Below are 15,403 nucleotides of genomic sequence, written 5' to 3'. Positions count from 1 at the left end.
GCGGTTCTCCTCACCTGCCACCGATGTCGGTCGCCCCGCGCAGCCCCAACAGCCACATGAGGTACAGCCCGCCGCAGGCGGCCGACAGCAAACCGACCGGGATCTGGAAGGGTGCCAGCAGCCGCTGCGCCAGCAGGTCGGCGACCACCAGCAGCGCGGCGCCCATGGCGGCGGAGACGGACAGCGTCAGCCCCGCCGTCCGGGCCAGTCGCTGCGCCAACTGGGGTGCTGCCAGTGCCAGGAATCCGATGGGGCCGGCCACGGCCACGCACACGGCTGCGAGCACCACCCCGTAGCCGACCATCGCGGCCCGCAGCCGCCCCACGCCCAGCCCGAGGGAGGTGGCGGCGTCGTCGCCCAGCTCCAGGACCGCGGCGGGCCGACCCATCCAGGCGGAAAGTGGAATGAGAAGGGCGGCCCCCACGATCAGCGGCCGCACCTGCGCCCAGGTGATGGCGTTCAGGGACCCGTACTGCCAGGCACGGGCCACCTCGGCCTGTTGGATGGTGGCGCGCGAGAGCAGGTAGTCGTTGAGTGCGGAGAGGGTCTGGGACAGGGCGACGCCCGCCAGCACCAGGTTCTCGCCGGCCCCGCCGCGCCGCATGGCCACCATCACCACTACCGCGGCGGTGGCGAAGCCGCCGACGGTGGTGCCCAGGGCGGTAGTGGCGGTGGAGGAGGTAGCGGACACGAGAATGACCAGCAGGCCGCCCGTGGTGGCGCCGGTGGTGAAGCCGACGATGTCGGGGCTGCCCAGTGGGTTGTGGGACAGGCTCTGGAAGATGGCGCCCGACAGCGCCAGCATGGCCCCGATCAGGGCGGCGGCGACCACGCGGGGCAGCCGCTGCCCCAACACGATGAACCGGTCTAGCTCGCTGCCGCCGCCGGCAAGTACGCGCAGGGCGTCTGCGGCGGACAACTCATATGCGCCGGTCAGTAGCGTGTAGGCGCCGACCGCGGCGGCTACTGCCACCAGCGCCGTCGTCACCGCCAGGGCGCGACGGCGCACCATCAGGCTGCGGCCCGGGCCCGGGCGCAGCAGGAGACGCCCGGCGGGCGGGCCCACGGCATGCGCGGCCCGCGTGTCGGCATCGGGCCCCGCGACGGTGCGCAAGCCCGCGGAACGCGCCGCCTGGCCGCGTGACGCCCCCGCACCGTTGCCCCGCGCCCTCATCCGGCCGTCTCCCCACGTCGCAGCACCATGACCAGCAGCACCGGCCCGCCGATGAAGGCGGTGACCACGCCCGCCTCAAGTTCGTCGGGGCGGATGACCAGTCGGCCGACGATGTCCGCGGCCAGCAGCAGTATCGGCCCGGCCACCAGGGAGGCCGCCAGCAGCCGCCGCTGATCGGCCCCCAGGACCAGTCGCAACACATGGGGCACCACCAGCCCGATGAAGGAGATGGGGCCCACCGCCGCCGTCGAGGCCCCGCACAGCAGTGTGATGGCGGCCAGGGCGAGCATCCGGGACCGTCCCAGCCGGGCGCCGAGCGCGGCGGCCTGTTCCTCGCCCAGGGTCAGCACATTGAGGGTGTGTCCGGAGGCGAGAGCGAGGGCAAGCCCGACCGCGAGGAATGGGGCCACCCAGGCCAGCAGCGTCGCGTCGCGGCCCTCGAGGGCGCCCACCACCCAGAAGCGGTAGGAGTCGAAGGCGCTGGTGTCGTACATCGTGATGGTGCCGGTGATGGCGTTCAGGCTCGCACCCAGGGCGATGCCGGCCAGCACCAGCCGAGCCGGGCCGGCCTCCCCACTGCGACGGGCCATGAGCTGAACCAGGGCGGCGGCCAGTGCCGCACCGGCGAAGGCGAACCAGAGATAGCCGGACACGGTGGTGATGCCGCCGAGCCAGACGGACAACACCACCGCCAGGGAGGCGCCGGCGTTGACGCCGAGGATGCCGGGCTCGGCCAGTGGGTTGCGGGTCAGGGCCTGCATCACCACTCCGGCCTCGGCCAGGGCGGCTCCGGTGACGACGGCGAGGGCGGTGCGGGGCAGGCGCAGCCGCCACACGATGAGGGAGGCGACCGTGTTGTCGTGGGCGCGCAGCCCTTCCCAGGCCTCGGCGAGGCCGAGCGGCCGGGAGCCGACGGCGAGACTGAGCAGACACAGTGCGACGAGTACGCCGATGCCGCCGCACAGCGCCCCCGCGTCCAGGGCGAGGGGACGGAGGCCACTTGCACGGAACATAGTTCTTTAGGATAGCCTCACCGTATGAGTTCTCTGTTCTCGCGCCGCACCGCCCTGGGCGTGCTCGGCGCCGCCGTCACCGTCCCCGTCCTCGCCGCCTGCTCCGGCTCCACGACCTCCACCGCGACCGGCTCGGCGTCGGCAGACGCCTCCACCGCAGCCGGGGAGGCGGCCAGTACCACCGCGGCGGACGCCACCGTGCCCACCGCGATTCCCGACGGCATGGGCTCCGGTCAGGGCGACGACGTATTCCCCCGCACCGTCACCCACTTCCTGGGGGACACCACCATCGAGGCCGCGCCCGAACGGGTCGTGATCATCTCCACCGGCCAGCTGGATGCCGCCCTGACGCTCGGCGTCGTCCCGGTCGGCGCCACCTCCGGCGACGGGGCCGGCACCGTCCCCGACTACCTGCCTACCGCCTTCCCCGACGACGCCGACGCGCTGGCGGCGATCACCGACGTGGGCTCGCGCACCGAGCCGAGCGTGGAGGCGATCGCAAATCTCTCTCCCGACCTGATCCTGATGAATATCGCGGGCAAGGACGCCGAGTCCCTGTACGGCTCGCTGAGCGAGATCGCCCCGACCGTGGCCACGCAGGGCACCGGCCAGTACTGGAAGCAGGACTTCCTGCTGCTGGCGGACGCCCTGGGCAGGCCGGAAACGGCCCAGGCGTGGCTGGAGGCCTTCCACGCCGATGCCGCCTCCTCCGGTGAGGGCATCGCCGATAGCGTGACCGTGTCCCTGCTGCGCAAGAACGGCGACCGCACCCGCATCTTCGGGGCCGTCTCCTTCGCCGGCTCGGTGCTGGCCGATATGGGCGTGGCCCGCCCGGACACGCAGACCTTCACCGATGACACCTCCGTCGATATCTCCGAGGAGCAGCTCGACCAGGCCGACGCCGACTGGATTCTGTTCGGCGTGCAGGGCGGGGATGAGACGGAGCTGACCGGCATGTCGCTGTGGCCGACGCTGTCGGCGGCGCAGGCCGACCAGGCCGTGCAGGTGGAGGACGACCCCTTCTACCTCAACGCCGGCCCGACGGCGGCCCGCTTCGTCCTGGACACCGTCACCCAGACGGTGAAATGAGCGCCGCTCACGAGCAGTAGCGCGAACCCCGTGCGGACCATGGCCCAGACCGCCCCGGGCCGGAGTGTGCTCCAGGCCCGGGGCGTGTGCCTGTCCTACCACCCCGAGCATCCGGTCATCGACGAACTGACCGTGCGCGTCGAGCCGGGCGCGGTGACCATGATTGTGGGGCCGAATGCCTGCGGGAAGTCCACGCTGCTGCGCGCGCTCAGCCGGGTGCTCGCCCCCACCGCCGGGCAGGTGCTGCTCGACGGCAAGGACGCCGCCGACATCCGCCCGAAGTCCTTCGCCCGCAGGGTCGGCATGCTCGCCCAGTCCTCGATCGCCCCCACCGGCATCACCGTGCACGAGCTGGTGGCCCGCGGCCGCTATCCCTACCAGTCGCTGCTGCACCAGTGGTCCGAGCAGGACGACGAGGCGGTGACGGCGGCGATGGAGCGCACGCATGTGGCCGACCTGGCCCGCAGGCGAGTCGCCTCCCTGTCCGGCGGGCAGCGGCAGCGGGTGTGGATAGCCATGGCGCTGGCCCAGCGCACCGACGTGCTGCTCCTGGACGAGCCCACCACCTACCTGGATCTGGCCCACCAGGTGGACGTGCTGGAGCTGTGCCGGGAGCTGAACGCCGAGCTGGGCACCACAATCGTGGCGGTCCTGCACGATTTGAACCAGGCGTGCCGCTACGCGGATCGGATCATCGCCATGCGCGCGGGCCGCATTATGGCCAATGGCACCCCGCGGGAGGTGGTCACCCCGCAACTGGTGCAGGAGGTGTTCGGCCTGGAAGTGCACGTGACCCCGGACCCGCTCACGGGCACCCCGCTGGTTCTGCCGCTGCCGCGCAGGAGGCAATAGTCGGCAGGCGCGGCGGCGTGTCGCCAGGCACTGGCAATACCTGGCGACGGACGCCGGGACGGTTTTAACCTTGTCGGCGAGGAACAACCGATGCGGGTTGTCCGCCCGCATCATCCCGAATCGAGGAGTATTCGTGACCGCCACAACTCTGCCCGAGACCATGCGCGCCGTCATCATGCGCGCCCCCGGCGACGTCGTCGTCGAGGACGTGGAGGTGCCCCGCGTGGTCAAGCCCACCGACGTCGTCATCAAGCTGGCTGCCGCCTGCATCTGCGGCTCCGACCTGTGGCCCTACCGGGGCCTGGAGCCGGTGGAGAACCGCCCCATGGGGCACGAGTACGTCGGCACCATCGTGGAGGCCGGCGACGAGGTGAAGACCCTCAAGGTCGGCGACTTCGTGATCGGCTCCTTCATGCTCTCGGACGGCACCTGTGAGATCTGCCAGGCCGGCTACCCGTCCCGCTGCGCCAACGCCGGCTCCTACACCGGCTCCCAGGCGCAGTACATGCGCGTGGAGCTGGCCGACGGCTCACTGGTGGCCGTACCCGGCGGGGAGCCCGACGACCCCGACCGCCTGGCCGACTACCTGGCCGCCTCCGACGTGCTGGGCACCGGCTGGTTCGGTGCGGTGGCCGCCGAGGCCGGACCGGGCAAGACCATCGCCGTCGTCGGTGACGGCGCCGTGGGCCTGTCCGCGGTGCTGGCCGCCAAGGCGCTCGGCGCCGAGAAGGTCATCGCCTTCTCCCGCCACGAGGACCGGGCCGCCCTGGCGCGCGAGTTCGGCGCCGACGTCGTCATCGCCGAGCGCGGTGAGGAGGGCGCGGCCAAGGTCAAGGAGCTGACCGGCGGCTACGGCGCCCACGGCGTGGTCGAGGCGGTCGGCAACCAGGTCTCCATGGACCAGGCCATCGCCTCCTGCCGGCCCGGCGGTTACGTCGGCTTCGTCGGCGTGGGCCACGATCAGCAGATCGACGGCACCGGCCTGTTCTTCGCCGAGGTGCACCTGCACGGCGGCCCCGCCCCGGTGCGCCGCTTCCTGCCCGACCTGATCAAGCGCATCCAGGCCGATGAAATCCACCCCGGCAAGGTCTTCACCACCCGCATTCCGCTCGACGACGCCGCCGAGGGCTACAAGGCCATGGACGAGCGCCGCGAGATCAAGGTCCTGCTCGAGGTCTGAGCCGATGACATCCGCGGCTCAACCGCCGGACGCGGCGCCGTCGTCGGGCATGCAGCCCGGCGGCGGCGCCGCCCTCGGCCCGCAGGACCTTGTGGCCCACACGGCCGCGGGACTGCCGATCACGTCTGACTCACCGCTGAAGGGTGTTTCCGGCCGGACGATGCAGGAGGCCCTTCGGGTGACGTCCGAGCTCAACGGGGCCTACCACTCCCCCGCCGAGGTTCAGGAGCTCTTCGCGCACCTGACCGGCACGCCGGTGAACCGGACGCTGGGCCTGGTGCCCCCGTTCCACACGGACTTCGGCCGCAACATTCACATCGGAGACAATGTCTTCATCAACGCCGGCTGCTGCTTCCAGGACCAGGGCGGCATCAGCATCGGCAACCGGGTGCTGATCGGCCATCGCGTGGTGCTGGCGACCCTCAACCATGCCGAGCCCGTGGCCGAGCGCGGCACGCTGCTGCCCGCCCCCATCAGCATCGGCGACGACGTGTGGATCGGGGCGGGCGCCGTCGTCTGCCCGGGGGTGAGTATCGGGGCCGGTGCGATCGTGGCCGCCGGGGCGGTGGTCACCCGGGATGTGCCCGCGGGCGTTGTGGTGGGCGGCGTGCCCGCCCGGGTACTGCGCGAGGTGAAAACGGAGTCGGATACGCAATGACGGTTTGTTGGAGTACTTCGTAGACTGGGTGTATGACGATCGCAGAAGTTTCCGACGTTGATCTGAAGCGTCTTGGCGAATTGTGTCAGCGCTTCGGCATCGCGACCCTGGATGTTTTCGGGTCGGTTGCGCGTGGAGAGGCCAGTTCTTCCAGCGACGTCGACCTGCTCTACCAGCTTCAGCCCGGCCGGAGCCTCGGATGGGAGATCGAAGACCTGTCCGACGAACTCGCCACCCTGTTCGGACGGCCGGTGGATCTGGTCTCCCGCCGCTCCCTACACCCACTCATCCGAGAGCAGGTTCTTGCCGACGCGGAGACACTCTATGCCGCGGCCTGACGATCTCTTCCTTCACGAGATGCGGGACGCCGTGTCACGGATACACCAGGTCATCGGACACTTCAGCACCGAGGAGATCACCGCTGATCCGCTGCGGACCGACGCGCTGATGTGGAACTATACGGTACTAGGCGAAGCGGCAAACAAGGTCTCCCGGGGTTTTCGTGAGGCCCATCCAGAGATTGTCTGGCATCGCCCCATCGGTCTGCGCAACCGGATCATCCACGGATACTGGTCGATCGACATTGACGTGCTCGTCACGACCGCGCAGCGCGACCTGCCCGACTTGGCCCAGCGCCTGGACAAGCTCCTCAGCGCCGAGCATCGTTAGCCAGCCAGTCCTTGTCGTACGCGTGCCAGTAACCTAGCGAGCTTAAGCCGGCTCTTCGTATTTGGGAGTGTGGCGGGCTGAACCCACCGACACCAAGCGCTCAAACACCTTCTTGCTCGAGCGTGCTGAGCGCGCCGCCGCGGCGTGAGCGCCGGGGCCGGAGTCGGAGCGATCCTCGCTGAGGCATGAGACATAGAGACGCGACGACACCCGCGGAGACTGCTGGTCTTCAACGTGTTGACACTGTTGGAGGAGCATGACTATCCTTAATGCAACCGATCTCAGCAATCGATCTCGAAGAGGAGCGATCGCGGTGTCGGTCGAGCTGTACGACCTTTCCTGCCCGGCCGCCGGTAACCCTCGCAGGTCCATGCGCTGAGCCCCACGGCACCAACCGAAGGCATGGTGATGACATATGGACAAGGCCCGAACCCTTGTTCTGGGAGCCTCCCATTGGCATGTACCCCTGTATGCCGAAAGAATCGCTGTCCGGCACAACGTCATCGGATTGTCCGATCCGGACACCCGGCTGGTCCAAGACCTGACGAATCTGTGGGGAGCGCCCGTCTACACCGACTGGCGCCGGATGATCGATGAGTCGACAGACATCGATCTCGCCTATGTCTTCGTTCCACACTCGCAGATGAAACAGGCCTGCTTGGCTCTCATCGAGCGCGGGGTCGCGATCGTCGTCGAAAAACCCGCAGGTGTCTCCCGGGATGAACTACGCAACATCAAGCACGCCGCCAAGGCCGCCGACGTCCCGATCGCAATTCCCTTGGTCCAGCGGGGAGGTCCCGTCGACCTGTGGCTGTCAAAGGCCGGTCGCTCGGTGTACGAGTCGGTGCAGTTCATCGCCGGTCCTCCTTCGCGCTATGAGGAAGCCAGCCCCTGGATGCTTGACGCCGCCCAGTCCGGTGGCGGCTGCACGGTCAACCTCGCTCCCCACTTCGTAGACCTCTTCCTTCAATCCGCGCAGGCCGAGGCCCCCTCAGTCGTCGCCGCGATGTCATCGGCACTGCACGGCACCGGCGTCGAGGACTACTCCGCGATGACGATCCGCACCCGCGACGGGCGCATCGCGACGATCGAAACGGGATACGCCTTCCCGTCCTCTCCGCTCAAGCGGCACTGTTCCTACGTCCGCATCGGCACGCACGGAACGGCGAGCATCTGGTCCGATGGACGCGCCTCCTTCACCTCGGCAGGCGGGGCAACCGAGACCTCGGAGTTCGACGTCGACTCTGATCCGCTGTACCCCGTGTTCGTCGATAATGTCGCCGAGCGGTTGGATCGTGGATTCGAGGGCCTCCCGACGATTGATGATCTCGAGAAGACCATGTCTCTGATCTGGCTGGCTTATGACTACAGCCGACGAGGAGACAGCAATGACAAGCAGCACCCCGAGCATTGACGATGTCGCAGCAGCAGCCGGTGTTCACCGATCGACCGTGTCACGCACATTCTCGCGTCCGGAAGCCGTCAAGCAGTCCACCCGCGAGCATGTGCTCCGCGTGGCCGAGGAACTGGGGTACAAGATGAGTCCCCTGGCCCAGGCCCTCCGGACGAAGACCAGCACCTTGGTGCCCCTCCTCGTCCCCGACATCACCAACCCGTACTTCGCGGAGCTGGCCAAAGCCATGACGGCTGCCGCTGATGAACGCGGATACCAATTGGTCCTGTGCGTCACCGGCAACGACCCCACGGCAGAGACGCGCTATCTCGAGGCGATGCGATCGATGTACGCCCCCTTCGCGATCATCGCACCCTACTCCCACGAGTACCCCGACGGCGCTCGTATCGCCGGATTCGGACGCCACGGCGTCATAATCGACCGGGGCGAGGGCACGGACGGGGTCTCCACCGTCAGCCTCGACAACGCGCGGGGAATCGCCCTGGCGTTGGAGCACCTTTGCGAACTCGGGCATACGGCGATCGCATACGTCTCGGGACTTGCCGGCACTCGCACCGCAGCCGATCGGCGTCAGGCATATCTCACCCTCTCCAAGGAACGCGGCTTGGTGCCCTGCGAGCTGTCCGCGACCCCGGGCGCCGACCTCGGCGAGTCCGTAGCCGACCAGATCCTGGTGATGCAGGAGCGTCCCACCGCCCTTATCGCGGGCAACGACCTCGTCGCATTTCGGCTCATCAGCGCGCTCGGCACGCGTGGGATTCGCGTTCCCGAGGACATCTCCGTCACCGGCTTCGACGGACTGCCGCTGGGCGCCTCATTCAACCCCCCGCTCACATCAGTGCGCCAACCCATCACGGAGATGGGTGCTGCCGCCCTGGCCGTCGCCCAGAGAGTGGCGGAAGGCGCGCCGGTCGAACACGTGGTGCTCGAACCCGATCTGCTCATCCGCTCATCGACAAGGAGGATTTCATGACCGATCGGCTCATGCCCGGTCTGCAGTACGTGGATCACGCCGCCTTCACCGTGCCCAACCTCAATGAAGCCGTGGACTTCTTCGTCGAAGTGCTCGGCGCCGAGGAACTCTACCGCTCGCAGCGCGGCCCGGATGGGGACTACATGTCCGTGAACTTCGACGTCCCCGACGATGCGTCCCTGACCCTATCCATGCTCCGTCTGCCTCCGAATCTCAATGTCGAGCTCTTCGAATGGCAGGCCGAAGGCCAGCGCACCGAACACCCCCGGCACTGCGACCGGGGCGGCCACCACCTGTGCTTCGTCGTCGATGACGTAGATGCAGCCGTGGCTCATCTGAAGACCATTGAGGGGGTGCGCATCCTCGGCGAGCGCAAGGAGGTCGGAGCCGACAGTCCCCTGGTCGCCGGAAACCGTTGGATTTACCTGGTCACTCCGTGGGGACTCCTCATGGAACTCGTGGACCGATCCCGCGTCGCCAATCCCCCGCACTTCGTCGGCCCCGCCGACTGGACCTCCCCGAAGGAGCAATGAACCGTGATTATCGCCGGCCATACCATGGGCACGCCAGACCACGACCTGGCAGGGGCTCTGCGCCTGTTTCGTGGCGCCGGCCTGGACGCCGCCGAAGTGATCTACCAGGACGACTACCCCAGCGGTATACCCACGACAGATCCGCGCGCCGCCGCCGAGGCCGCCCGCATCGCCGACGGTGAGGGCGTGCCGATTATCGGGCTCACCCCCTACACCACCTCCATCAATAGCCTCGACGACGCCGAGTGGAACTCGGGGATCGACGAGTTCCGGGCTTGCATCGACGCCGCACACACGCTTGCAGCCACGGCAATCCGTGTTTACGCGGGCTCCTGGCATCCTGGGGACACCGACCATGAGGCGCACTGGGCGCGACTGCGCGAGGCGCTGGCGGTTCTAGGGCCCAAGGCGCGCGCCGCCGGCACCGTACTCTGCGTGGAGAACCACTTCGGCACGATGACCCAGACCGCCGCCGACACCGCCAAGCTCGTACGTGAGGTCAACGACGCCGGTGTCCGCGTCCTGTACGACCAGGCGAATCTCACCTTCACCCACGACGAGACCTGGCAGGAGGCCTTCGCGGTGCAGGGCGATCTCATCGGCCACGTCCACGTTAAGGACCTCGTCTTCAAGGATCCCGATGCCCCTTTCCGCGCCGCGGGAACCGCACGCGTCGAGGCTAATGAACGGGCCGTGCGCTCGCGCGTGGTCGGTACAGGAGTACTCCCCTGGCCCGAGATCCTCCGCGCACTCATCGCGACCGGCTACGACGGCGCTCTATCGCTCGAATACGAATACCGCTGGCACCCCCAAGACCTGCCCGAACCCGCCGTCGGCTTCGCGCAGTCCGTTATCAATCTCAACAAGATTCTCAAGGAGGCAAACGCATGAGCAACGCTCTTCGCGTCGGCGTCGTCGGCCACGGCAATATCGCCACCATCGCTCAGCTGCCGACGCTCGTCACTCGCGACGACGTCGAGATGGCTGCACTAGTCAGCATTCTCCCCGACCCCGAACCGGTGAAGCGCCGCTGGGGCTTCCAGAACGCCTACCCGAAACTTGAGGCAGCGCTCGACGCCCAGGAACTCGACGCGGTCTTCATCCTGACCCCCCGCTCCGAACACCTCGCCATGACCAAGACCGCGCTGGAAGCGGGCGTCGACGTCTTCTGCGAGAAGCCTCTGGCCACAACCGCCGCCGGCGCGCAGATGCTCGCCGAGACCGCCGAGAAGAACGGCCGTATCCTCCAGGTCGGCTTCAACCGCCGCTTCGCCCCGGTATATGCCGCTGCGCACGATTCCTTCGGTGAGACCGGTGCAAGCTTCTGCGTCGCTCAGAAGAACCGCGCGGGATCCGAATACCGTGCCACTTTCGAGAACGCCATTCACATGGTTGACCTCGTCCGCTGGTTCTGCGGCGGTGAGCCCGTCGAGGTCACCGCCTATGCGACCGGAGAGGACAAGTGGCAGGAGGATGGGATCTCGGCGCTGATCCATTTCGACAACGGGCATACCGGCGTCGTCGTCGGAGCGCGCAACGCGGGTGGCTGGAATGAGAGGCTGGACGCCTACGGGCAGATGACGTCCGCATCTGTGGTCGCCCCCGACTCGGTGACGATCACCCGTCCGGAGGGCACCTCGTTGCGCGAGATGACCCCTGAGAACTTCGGTTGGGCCACGGCCACCGAGACCATGGGATTCGCCGGCGCCGTCCACCACTTCCTCGATCGCGTCCGGGACCGTGGCGTCCCGTTGGTCTCGGGGACGGAGGCGGTGAAGACCCAGCAGCTGCTCGAACGCATCCTCGAAGTCAGCGGACTGCCGACCGATGAGCAGCCCGGTCGTGTCTGGAGCAGCCACGCCAAGAAGTGACCGGCCAACAGCTGGCCGGGCGGCCTCGTCCCCGGAAATCTGGCTGGGCGGCGATGGTGTATGCGCCCTGTAACGCAGCAGGAGCGAAGAAGGAGTTCCATGATTATCAACACCTTTTCATATCTGTGGAAGGGAAGTGCCCTCGATTCGATCCGGGCATTGATCCCAGAGGGATACCGGGAGTTCGAGTTCCCGATCAGCTCCCCGTACTGCTGGCCCCTCGAGATGCCGACCGAGGCGCGCGCCGCCCTGATCGACTGCCTGGCTGAGAACGAGGCGTCGGTCAGGTCACTCAATGCGGGCGGATACGACCTGAATCTGGCCAGTCCGGCTGCGAGCATGAGGCGCAAGAGCATCGACCACATCACGACCGTCATCGAATTGGCGACGCAGATCGACGCGCGGGAGGTCGTCATCTCGCCGGGCACCCGGCGCCCGATGATCTCTCCACCTCTGAGCAGTGTGTACGACTGGCTGTACGAGAGCCTCCGGGTGCTGATCCCCGTCGCAAGGGATGCGGGCGTCAGGCTCCTCATGGAGAACACCCCTTACTGCTTCACCCCGACTCTGGAAGAGATGGCCCGCGTCGTCGAGGACTTTGACGATGATGCGTTAAGGATCGTCTATGACGTCGCCAATGCCGCGTTCATCGAAGAGGACCCTGTCGCAGGACTAAATGAGCACCATGACGCGATCGGTCTGATCCACATCTCCGATACGGGCCTCGACGAGTGGGGACACGACCCGATCGGCACCGGTGTCATCGACTGGCACGGGCTAGGTACCGCGGTTGCGCAGACTTGCGGTATCGAGAACGTCGTCCTGGAGATCATTCGTGAGGAGGATCCTCTGAGCGAGTTCAGACAGGCGATGAAAGATCTCGCCGACTTCGGGTGGAGGGACCTAGCCTGACGAGGACCGAACACGTGTCTCAAAGTTTGAGGGTGGGTACCTCCTCGTAGGAGGTACCCACCCTCAACGTCTTGCCCGTACGATCACCGCGAGCTCGGCCGCCCGGGGATAGTCGAGAGGATAGATTTCGAGAAGCCTCCGTCAACGCAGACGTCCTGCCCCGTCACATAGCCGGCCAGCGGGCTGATGAGGAACTCGATGACGTTGGCGACGTCCATCGGGGTGCCGATCCTCCCCAGGGGGATGATCTGCTCGCGCTTGCGCTTGATCTCGGGATCGGTGTACATCGCCTCGGTCATGCCGGTGCGCGTCATACCCGGGGAGACGACGTTCGATCGAATCCCGTCGGGTGCCCACTCCAGGGCCAGCGTCTGGGCCATCATCGTCAATCCGGCCTTAGCCGGGCTGTAGGCCCCGGAGCCCGCATGGGGCTGCTGCGCCGACATCGACGATGTGAAGCAGGCGGCGCCCCGGCTCGTCTTGAGGTGCGGGTAGGCCGCCTTGGCCAGGAGCCACGCCCCGCGCAGGTTCGTCTCAAGCATCTCGTCCCAGTCCTCAAGGCTCAGATCGCAGATCTGCCCGGGGCAGGCGATCCCGGCGTTGGCGACTAGGGCATCGATGCCGCCGAACGCCTTGACGGTCTCATCGACGAGTTTCTGCGCGGTGTCCGGGTCACGCAGGTCTCCGACCAGGATCAGGGCTTCGCCGCCCATCTCGGTGATCTTCTGGGCGATCTGGTCCTGGGTGTCATTCCTCTCTCGCCCGCATACCGCCACGCAGGCCTGTTCTCCGCGAGCGAGGGCGGCCTCGGCGATACGCAGGCACGCGGCGGCTCCGATGCCGCTGCTGCCTCCGGTGACTAGTGCTCTCATGGTGCGTTCCTTCCGTTTCCTTGTTTTACTTCCACCATTGCTGGGTCAGGCGAAGAGGTGATGCGCCGAGGCGCGCAGCTCCTCGGCGGTCGCGCCGGGGTAGCCGAAGAATTCGAGGTAGGCCGGGATCAACTCGAGCAGCATCGTCGATCCGCCCTGGACTGTGCAGCCGCGCGCGGCTGCCGCCCGGAGGAAGGGGGTGTCGTCGGTGCTCAGCACTACGTCGCCGACGAAGGACCCGGGCGCGATTCGATCGACATCGACCGACATCGGGTCGGTGGGCTTCATGCCGAGGGGAGTCGCGTTGATGACGACGTCGTATCCCTCGGGATCGTTCGATCCGATCCGCAGCTCCACATTCGGGTAGTAACTGTGGATGCGCTCGCCAAGGGCCTCGGAGGCCGCGTTGTTCGGATCCGACAGGGCGATCGCGCTGATACCGGCTCCGGCCAACGAGGCCGCAATCGCCGAGCCGACGCCGCCGCTGCCGACGACAAGTGCGCGTTTGCCTTCAGGATTTATACCCTTGCCGCGCATGCCGCGGACGAAGCCCGCGCCGTCGAACTGGTCGGCGATGGTGGTGCCATCGTCGCGCAGGAGGACGGCGTTCGTTGCGCCAGCGATGGCGGCGGTGGCGGTCACCTCGTCGACGAGTTCCATCGTGGAGATCTTGTGGGGCATGGTGACCAGAGCTCCGCGCAGATTCGTCAGCCGCATGACTGCGCGGAAGAACGCGGGGTAGTCATCCGGTTTGATGCCCATGGGCACAACGCAAACGTCATGGCCGTGAGCGTCGAACCAGGGGTTGCAGATCAGGGACGATTTGAAGGTGCGTGTGGGGTAGCCCAGGTGGGCGATGATCGTGGTGTTTCCGCTGAGTGTCATGGTCTCTTCCTTGAGGTTGAACGGGCGGATCAGATGAGGAGGTTGGAGTCGTCGGTGAGTTCGTCGTCCTCGTCGGTGTCCTTGTGGATTTGTCGCAGTTCGACGCCTCTCCAGGCGCAGGTGACGTTGCCGTGCTGTGCCCAGTAGGAGTCCCAATCGGCGAGTTTCGCGGCATCGCGGGCCAGTCCGCGCGCGCGCAGGCGGGCTTTAAGCAGTTCGGGCGCAACGTGGATCTGGATGACTTTGATGTGGGCCTCGGCTGGCCAGCCGAAGCGCCGACGGGCCGAGGCGACGAACTCTGGGTCGGCGAGGAACGGACTGAACGGGGCATCGAGGACGACCGAGTTGCCCAGGCGCAGGTTCTGGCCGGCGACGTCGAGCAGGGAGTCGTACTCGAGGGGCAGCAGCGTCGTGGTGTAGTAGTCATTCGACTCCCGATCTCCGGCCTCGTAGCCGGCAGCGACCAGTCCCGCTTCCACAAAGCGGCCGCTCATCGCGTCCTTGTCCAGATAGGCGGCGTGCAGGTGGTGGGCGATTCGCCGGGCCCGCAATGACTTACCTGAGCCCGCCGTGCCGATGATGATGTAGACAGTGGGCGTGCTCACCGATCGACCGCCTCGACAGCTGCCATGAAGGTACGGGCCGCGTCGGTGACTCGGGTGAAGTCGCCGTCATGCTGCCAGGCCTTGGTGACTGCGGAGCCCACGCCGACGGCGAGTACCCCCAGGTCGAACCAGTCCTTAACGTTGTCGGCCGTGACGCCGCCGGCCGGAAGAACGGCGACCTGGCCGAGCGGGGCGAGGAGGGCCTTGGCGAAGGGGATCCCGTTGTTCTCCGTGGGGAAGATCTTGACGACGTCCGCTCCGGCCTCGACCGCGTTGACAACCTCCGTCGGAGTGAAGGCCCCACTGATGGTCGGGATCTGGTAGCGGTTGGCGACTCGGATCATCTCAGGGTTGAGCTGCGGGCTCACGAGGAACGAGGCTCCGTGGGAGATCGCGTCGTACGCGGCGTAACCATCAAGGACCGTTCCGGCTCCGACGACGACTCCATCCGCGCCGTACTGCTCAGACAGGCGGTTGATCAGTCCGATGGCCCCCGGCACGGTCAGGGGGATTTCAAGCGCGTGGAACCCGCCCTTGATGGCGGCGTGGCAGACCCGCTCCGCACTGTCGAGTTCCGGCAGGCGCACGATGAGCACTGCGCCCGAGTCGTGGATCGTGTTGAGGGTAGCGAGCTTCTTGAACATCTTTGTCCTCCGTGGTGGTGATGTGGTTGACAAGATCATGGCACGATGCGTACGCTCAT

Annotated in this window: 18 protein-coding genes; 12 read left to right on the top strand and 6 right to left on the bottom strand. The window is 67.2% G+C overall.

What is annotated here, in order from left to right; translation table 11 throughout:
- Window positions 1-10: 10 nt before the first annotated feature.
- Entirely contained in the window at window positions 11-1,174 is a 1,164-nt protein-coding gene (locus tag C3B71_RS05700; protein ID WP_083565249.1) for a FecCD family ABC transporter permease, read from the bottom strand.
- The gene (locus C3B71_RS05695) at window positions 1,171-2,187 is read right to left on the bottom strand and encodes a FecCD family ABC transporter permease (RefSeq protein ID WP_108966708.1); all 1,017 of its coding nucleotides are present in this window, start codon (window positions 2,185-2,187) and stop codon (window positions 1,171-1,173) included. Before C3B71_RS05695 ends, C3B71_RS05700 begins: the two co-directional genes overlap by 4 nt.
- 24 nt (window positions 2,188-2,211) lie before the next feature.
- Between C3B71_RS05695 and C3B71_RS05690 the strand changes: the two genes are divergently transcribed.
- The 12 genes from C3B71_RS05690 (at window position 2,212) to C3B71_RS05635 (ending at window position 12,338) form a co-directional block, all read left to right on the top strand.
- Window positions 2,212-3,276 (top strand): ABC transporter substrate-binding protein, encoded by a 1,065-nt coding sequence (locus C3B71_RS05690; protein ID WP_108966706.1) that lies wholly within the window; start codon window positions 2,212-2,214, stop codon window positions 3,274-3,276.
- Window positions 3,277-3,315: 39 nt separating this feature from the next.
- Entirely contained in the window at window positions 3,316-4,128 is an 813-nt protein-coding gene (locus tag C3B71_RS05685) for an ABC transporter ATP-binding protein (RefSeq protein WP_108969610.1), read from the top strand.
- Window positions 4,129-4,288: 160 nt separating this feature from the next.
- Window positions 4,289-5,308: a zinc-binding dehydrogenase gene (locus C3B71_RS05680; protein WP_108969607.1), complete on the top strand. Its 1,020-nt coding sequence runs from the start codon at window positions 4,289-4,291 to the stop codon at window positions 5,306-5,308.
- A gap of 4 nt (window positions 5,309-5,312) precedes the next feature.
- Complete coding sequence (locus tag C3B71_RS05675) at window positions 5,313-5,966, top strand: DapH/DapD/GlmU-related protein (RefSeq protein ID WP_234416125.1); 654 nt, start codon at window positions 5,313-5,315, stop codon at window positions 5,964-5,966.
- Window positions 5,967-5,998: 32 nt separating this feature from the next.
- Window positions 5,999-6,304, top strand: a complete 306-nt coding sequence (locus C3B71_RS05670) for a nucleotidyltransferase family protein (RefSeq protein ID WP_073327077.1) — start codon at window positions 5,999-6,001, stop codon at window positions 6,302-6,304.
- On the top strand, window positions 6,291-6,635 hold the full coding sequence (locus C3B71_RS05665) for a HepT-like ribonuclease domain-containing protein (protein WP_073327078.1): 345 nt from the start codon (window positions 6,291-6,293) through the stop codon (window positions 6,633-6,635). The genes C3B71_RS05670 and C3B71_RS05665 overlap by 14 nt, the downstream gene beginning before the upstream one ends.
- A 415-nt stretch (window positions 6,636-7,050) precedes the next feature.
- Entirely contained in the window at window positions 7,051-8,049 is a 999-nt protein-coding gene (locus tag C3B71_RS05660; protein ID WP_108966704.1) for a Gfo/Idh/MocA family protein, read from the top strand.
- Window positions 8,024-9,022 carry a substrate-binding domain-containing protein gene (locus C3B71_RS05655; protein ID WP_108966702.1) on the top strand — a complete coding sequence of 333 codons (999 nt, stop codon included), beginning with the start codon at window positions 8,024-8,026 and terminating at the stop codon, window positions 9,020-9,022. Before C3B71_RS05660 ends, C3B71_RS05655 begins: the two co-directional genes overlap by 26 nt.
- Complete coding sequence (locus tag C3B71_RS05650) at window positions 9,019-9,555, top strand: VOC family protein (RefSeq protein WP_108966700.1); 537 nt, start codon at window positions 9,019-9,021, stop codon at window positions 9,553-9,555. The genes C3B71_RS05655 and C3B71_RS05650 overlap by 4 nt, the downstream gene beginning before the upstream one ends.
- Before the next feature lie 3 nt (window positions 9,556-9,558).
- Window positions 9,559-10,446, top strand: coding sequence for a sugar phosphate isomerase/epimerase family protein (locus tag C3B71_RS05645; RefSeq protein ID WP_108966698.1), 888 nt, complete (start codon window positions 9,559-9,561; stop codon window positions 10,444-10,446).
- Window positions 10,443-11,426: a Gfo/Idh/MocA family protein gene (locus C3B71_RS05640; RefSeq protein ID WP_108966696.1), complete on the top strand. Its 984-nt coding sequence runs from the start codon at window positions 10,443-10,445 to the stop codon at window positions 11,424-11,426. The genes C3B71_RS05645 and C3B71_RS05640 overlap by 4 nt, the downstream gene beginning before the upstream one ends.
- Window positions 11,427-11,525: 99 nt before the next feature.
- Window positions 11,526-12,338, top strand: coding sequence for a sugar phosphate isomerase/epimerase family protein (locus C3B71_RS05635; protein WP_108966694.1), 813 nt, complete (start codon window positions 11,526-11,528; stop codon window positions 12,336-12,338).
- Between the two features lie 83 nt (window positions 12,339-12,421).
- On the opposite strand, the gene C3B71_RS05630 is transcribed toward C3B71_RS05635, so the two are convergent.
- From C3B71_RS05630 to C3B71_RS05615, 4 genes are read right to left on the bottom strand one after another with little or no spacing between them, the layout of a single operon-like run.
- Entirely contained in the window at window positions 12,422-13,210 is a 789-nt protein-coding gene (locus C3B71_RS05630) for an SDR family NAD(P)-dependent oxidoreductase (RefSeq protein WP_108966692.1), read from the bottom strand.
- A 45-nt stretch (window positions 13,211-13,255) separates the two neighbouring features.
- The gene (locus tag C3B71_RS05625) at window positions 13,256-14,095 is read right to left on the bottom strand and encodes a shikimate dehydrogenase family protein (RefSeq protein WP_108966689.1); all 840 of its coding nucleotides are present in this window, start codon (window positions 14,093-14,095) and stop codon (window positions 13,256-13,258) included.
- Window positions 14,096-14,124: 29 nt separating this feature from the next.
- Window positions 14,125-14,700 (bottom strand): AAA family ATPase, encoded by a 576-nt coding sequence (locus tag C3B71_RS05620; protein ID WP_108966687.1) that lies wholly within the window; start codon window positions 14,698-14,700, stop codon window positions 14,125-14,127.
- Window positions 14,697-15,344, bottom strand: a complete 648-nt coding sequence (locus C3B71_RS05615; protein WP_073327091.1) for a bifunctional 4-hydroxy-2-oxoglutarate aldolase/2-dehydro-3-deoxy-phosphogluconate aldolase — start codon at window positions 15,342-15,344, stop codon at window positions 14,697-14,699. Before C3B71_RS05615 ends, C3B71_RS05620 begins: the two co-directional genes overlap by 4 nt.
- Between the last annotated feature and the right edge of the window lie 59 nt (window positions 15,345-15,403).

Source organism: Actinomyces sp. Z16, from assembly GCF_003111765.1.
GTDB classification, from domain to species: Bacteria; Actinomycetota; Actinomycetes; order Actinomycetales; family Actinomycetaceae; genus Actinomyces; species Actinomyces glycerinitolerans.
This window is presented reverse-complemented; position numbering and strand designations above follow the sequence as displayed.

Bases quoted from the DNA above. Each gene is read 5' to 3' on its own strand.
- C3B71_RS05670 (WP_073327077.1), top strand. From the start codon at position 5,999: ATGACGATCGCAGAAGTTTCCGACGTTGATCTGAAGCGTCTTGGCGAA.
- C3B71_RS05655 (WP_108966702.1), top strand. From the start codon at position 8,024: ATGACAAGCAGCACCCCGAGCATTGACGATGTCGCAGCAGCAGCCGGT.
- C3B71_RS05630 (WP_108966692.1), bottom strand. From the start codon at position 13,210: ATGAGAGCACTAGTCACCGGAGGCAGCAGCGGCATCGGAGCCGCCGCG.
- C3B71_RS05690 (WP_108966706.1), top strand. From the start codon at position 2,212: ATGAGTTCTCTGTTCTCGCGCCGCACCGCCCTGGGCGTGCTCGGCGCC.
- C3B71_RS05680 (WP_108969607.1), top strand. From the start codon at position 4,289: ATGCGCGCCGTCATCATGCGCGCCCCCGGCGACGTCGTCGTCGAGGAC.
- C3B71_RS05685 (WP_108969610.1), top strand. From the start codon at position 3,316: ATGGCCCAGACCGCCCCGGGCCGGAGTGTGCTCCAGGCCCGGGGCGTG.
- C3B71_RS05650 (WP_108966700.1), top strand. From the start codon at position 9,019: ATGACCGATCGGCTCATGCCCGGTCTGCAGTACGTGGATCACGCCGCC.
- C3B71_RS05625 (WP_108966689.1), bottom strand. From the start codon at position 14,095: ATGACACTCAGCGGAAACACCACGATCATCGCCCACCTGGGCTACCCC.
- C3B71_RS05675 (WP_234416125.1), top strand. From the start codon at position 5,313: ATGACATCCGCGGCTCAACCGCCGGACGCGGCGCCGTCGTCGGGCATG.
- C3B71_RS05665 (WP_073327078.1), top strand. From the start codon at position 6,291: ATGCCGCGGCCTGACGATCTCTTCCTTCACGAGATGCGGGACGCCGTG.
- C3B71_RS05700 (WP_083565249.1), bottom strand. From the start codon at position 1,174: ATGAGGGCGCGGGGCAACGGTGCGGGGGCGTCACGCGGCCAGGCGGCG.
- C3B71_RS05660 (WP_108966704.1), top strand. From the start codon at position 7,051: ATGGACAAGGCCCGAACCCTTGTTCTGGGAGCCTCCCATTGGCATGTA.
- C3B71_RS05615 (WP_073327091.1), bottom strand. From the start codon at position 15,344: ATGTTCAAGAAGCTCGCTACCCTCAACACGATCCACGACTCGGGCGCA.
- C3B71_RS05695 (WP_108966708.1), bottom strand. From the start codon at position 2,187: ATGTTCCGTGCAAGTGGCCTCCGTCCCCTCGCCCTGGACGCGGGGGCG.
- C3B71_RS05635 (WP_108966694.1), top strand. From the start codon at position 11,526: ATGATTATCAACACCTTTTCATATCTGTGGAAGGGAAGTGCCCTCGAT.
- C3B71_RS05640 (WP_108966696.1), top strand. From the start codon at position 10,443: ATGAGCAACGCTCTTCGCGTCGGCGTCGTCGGCCACGGCAATATCGCC.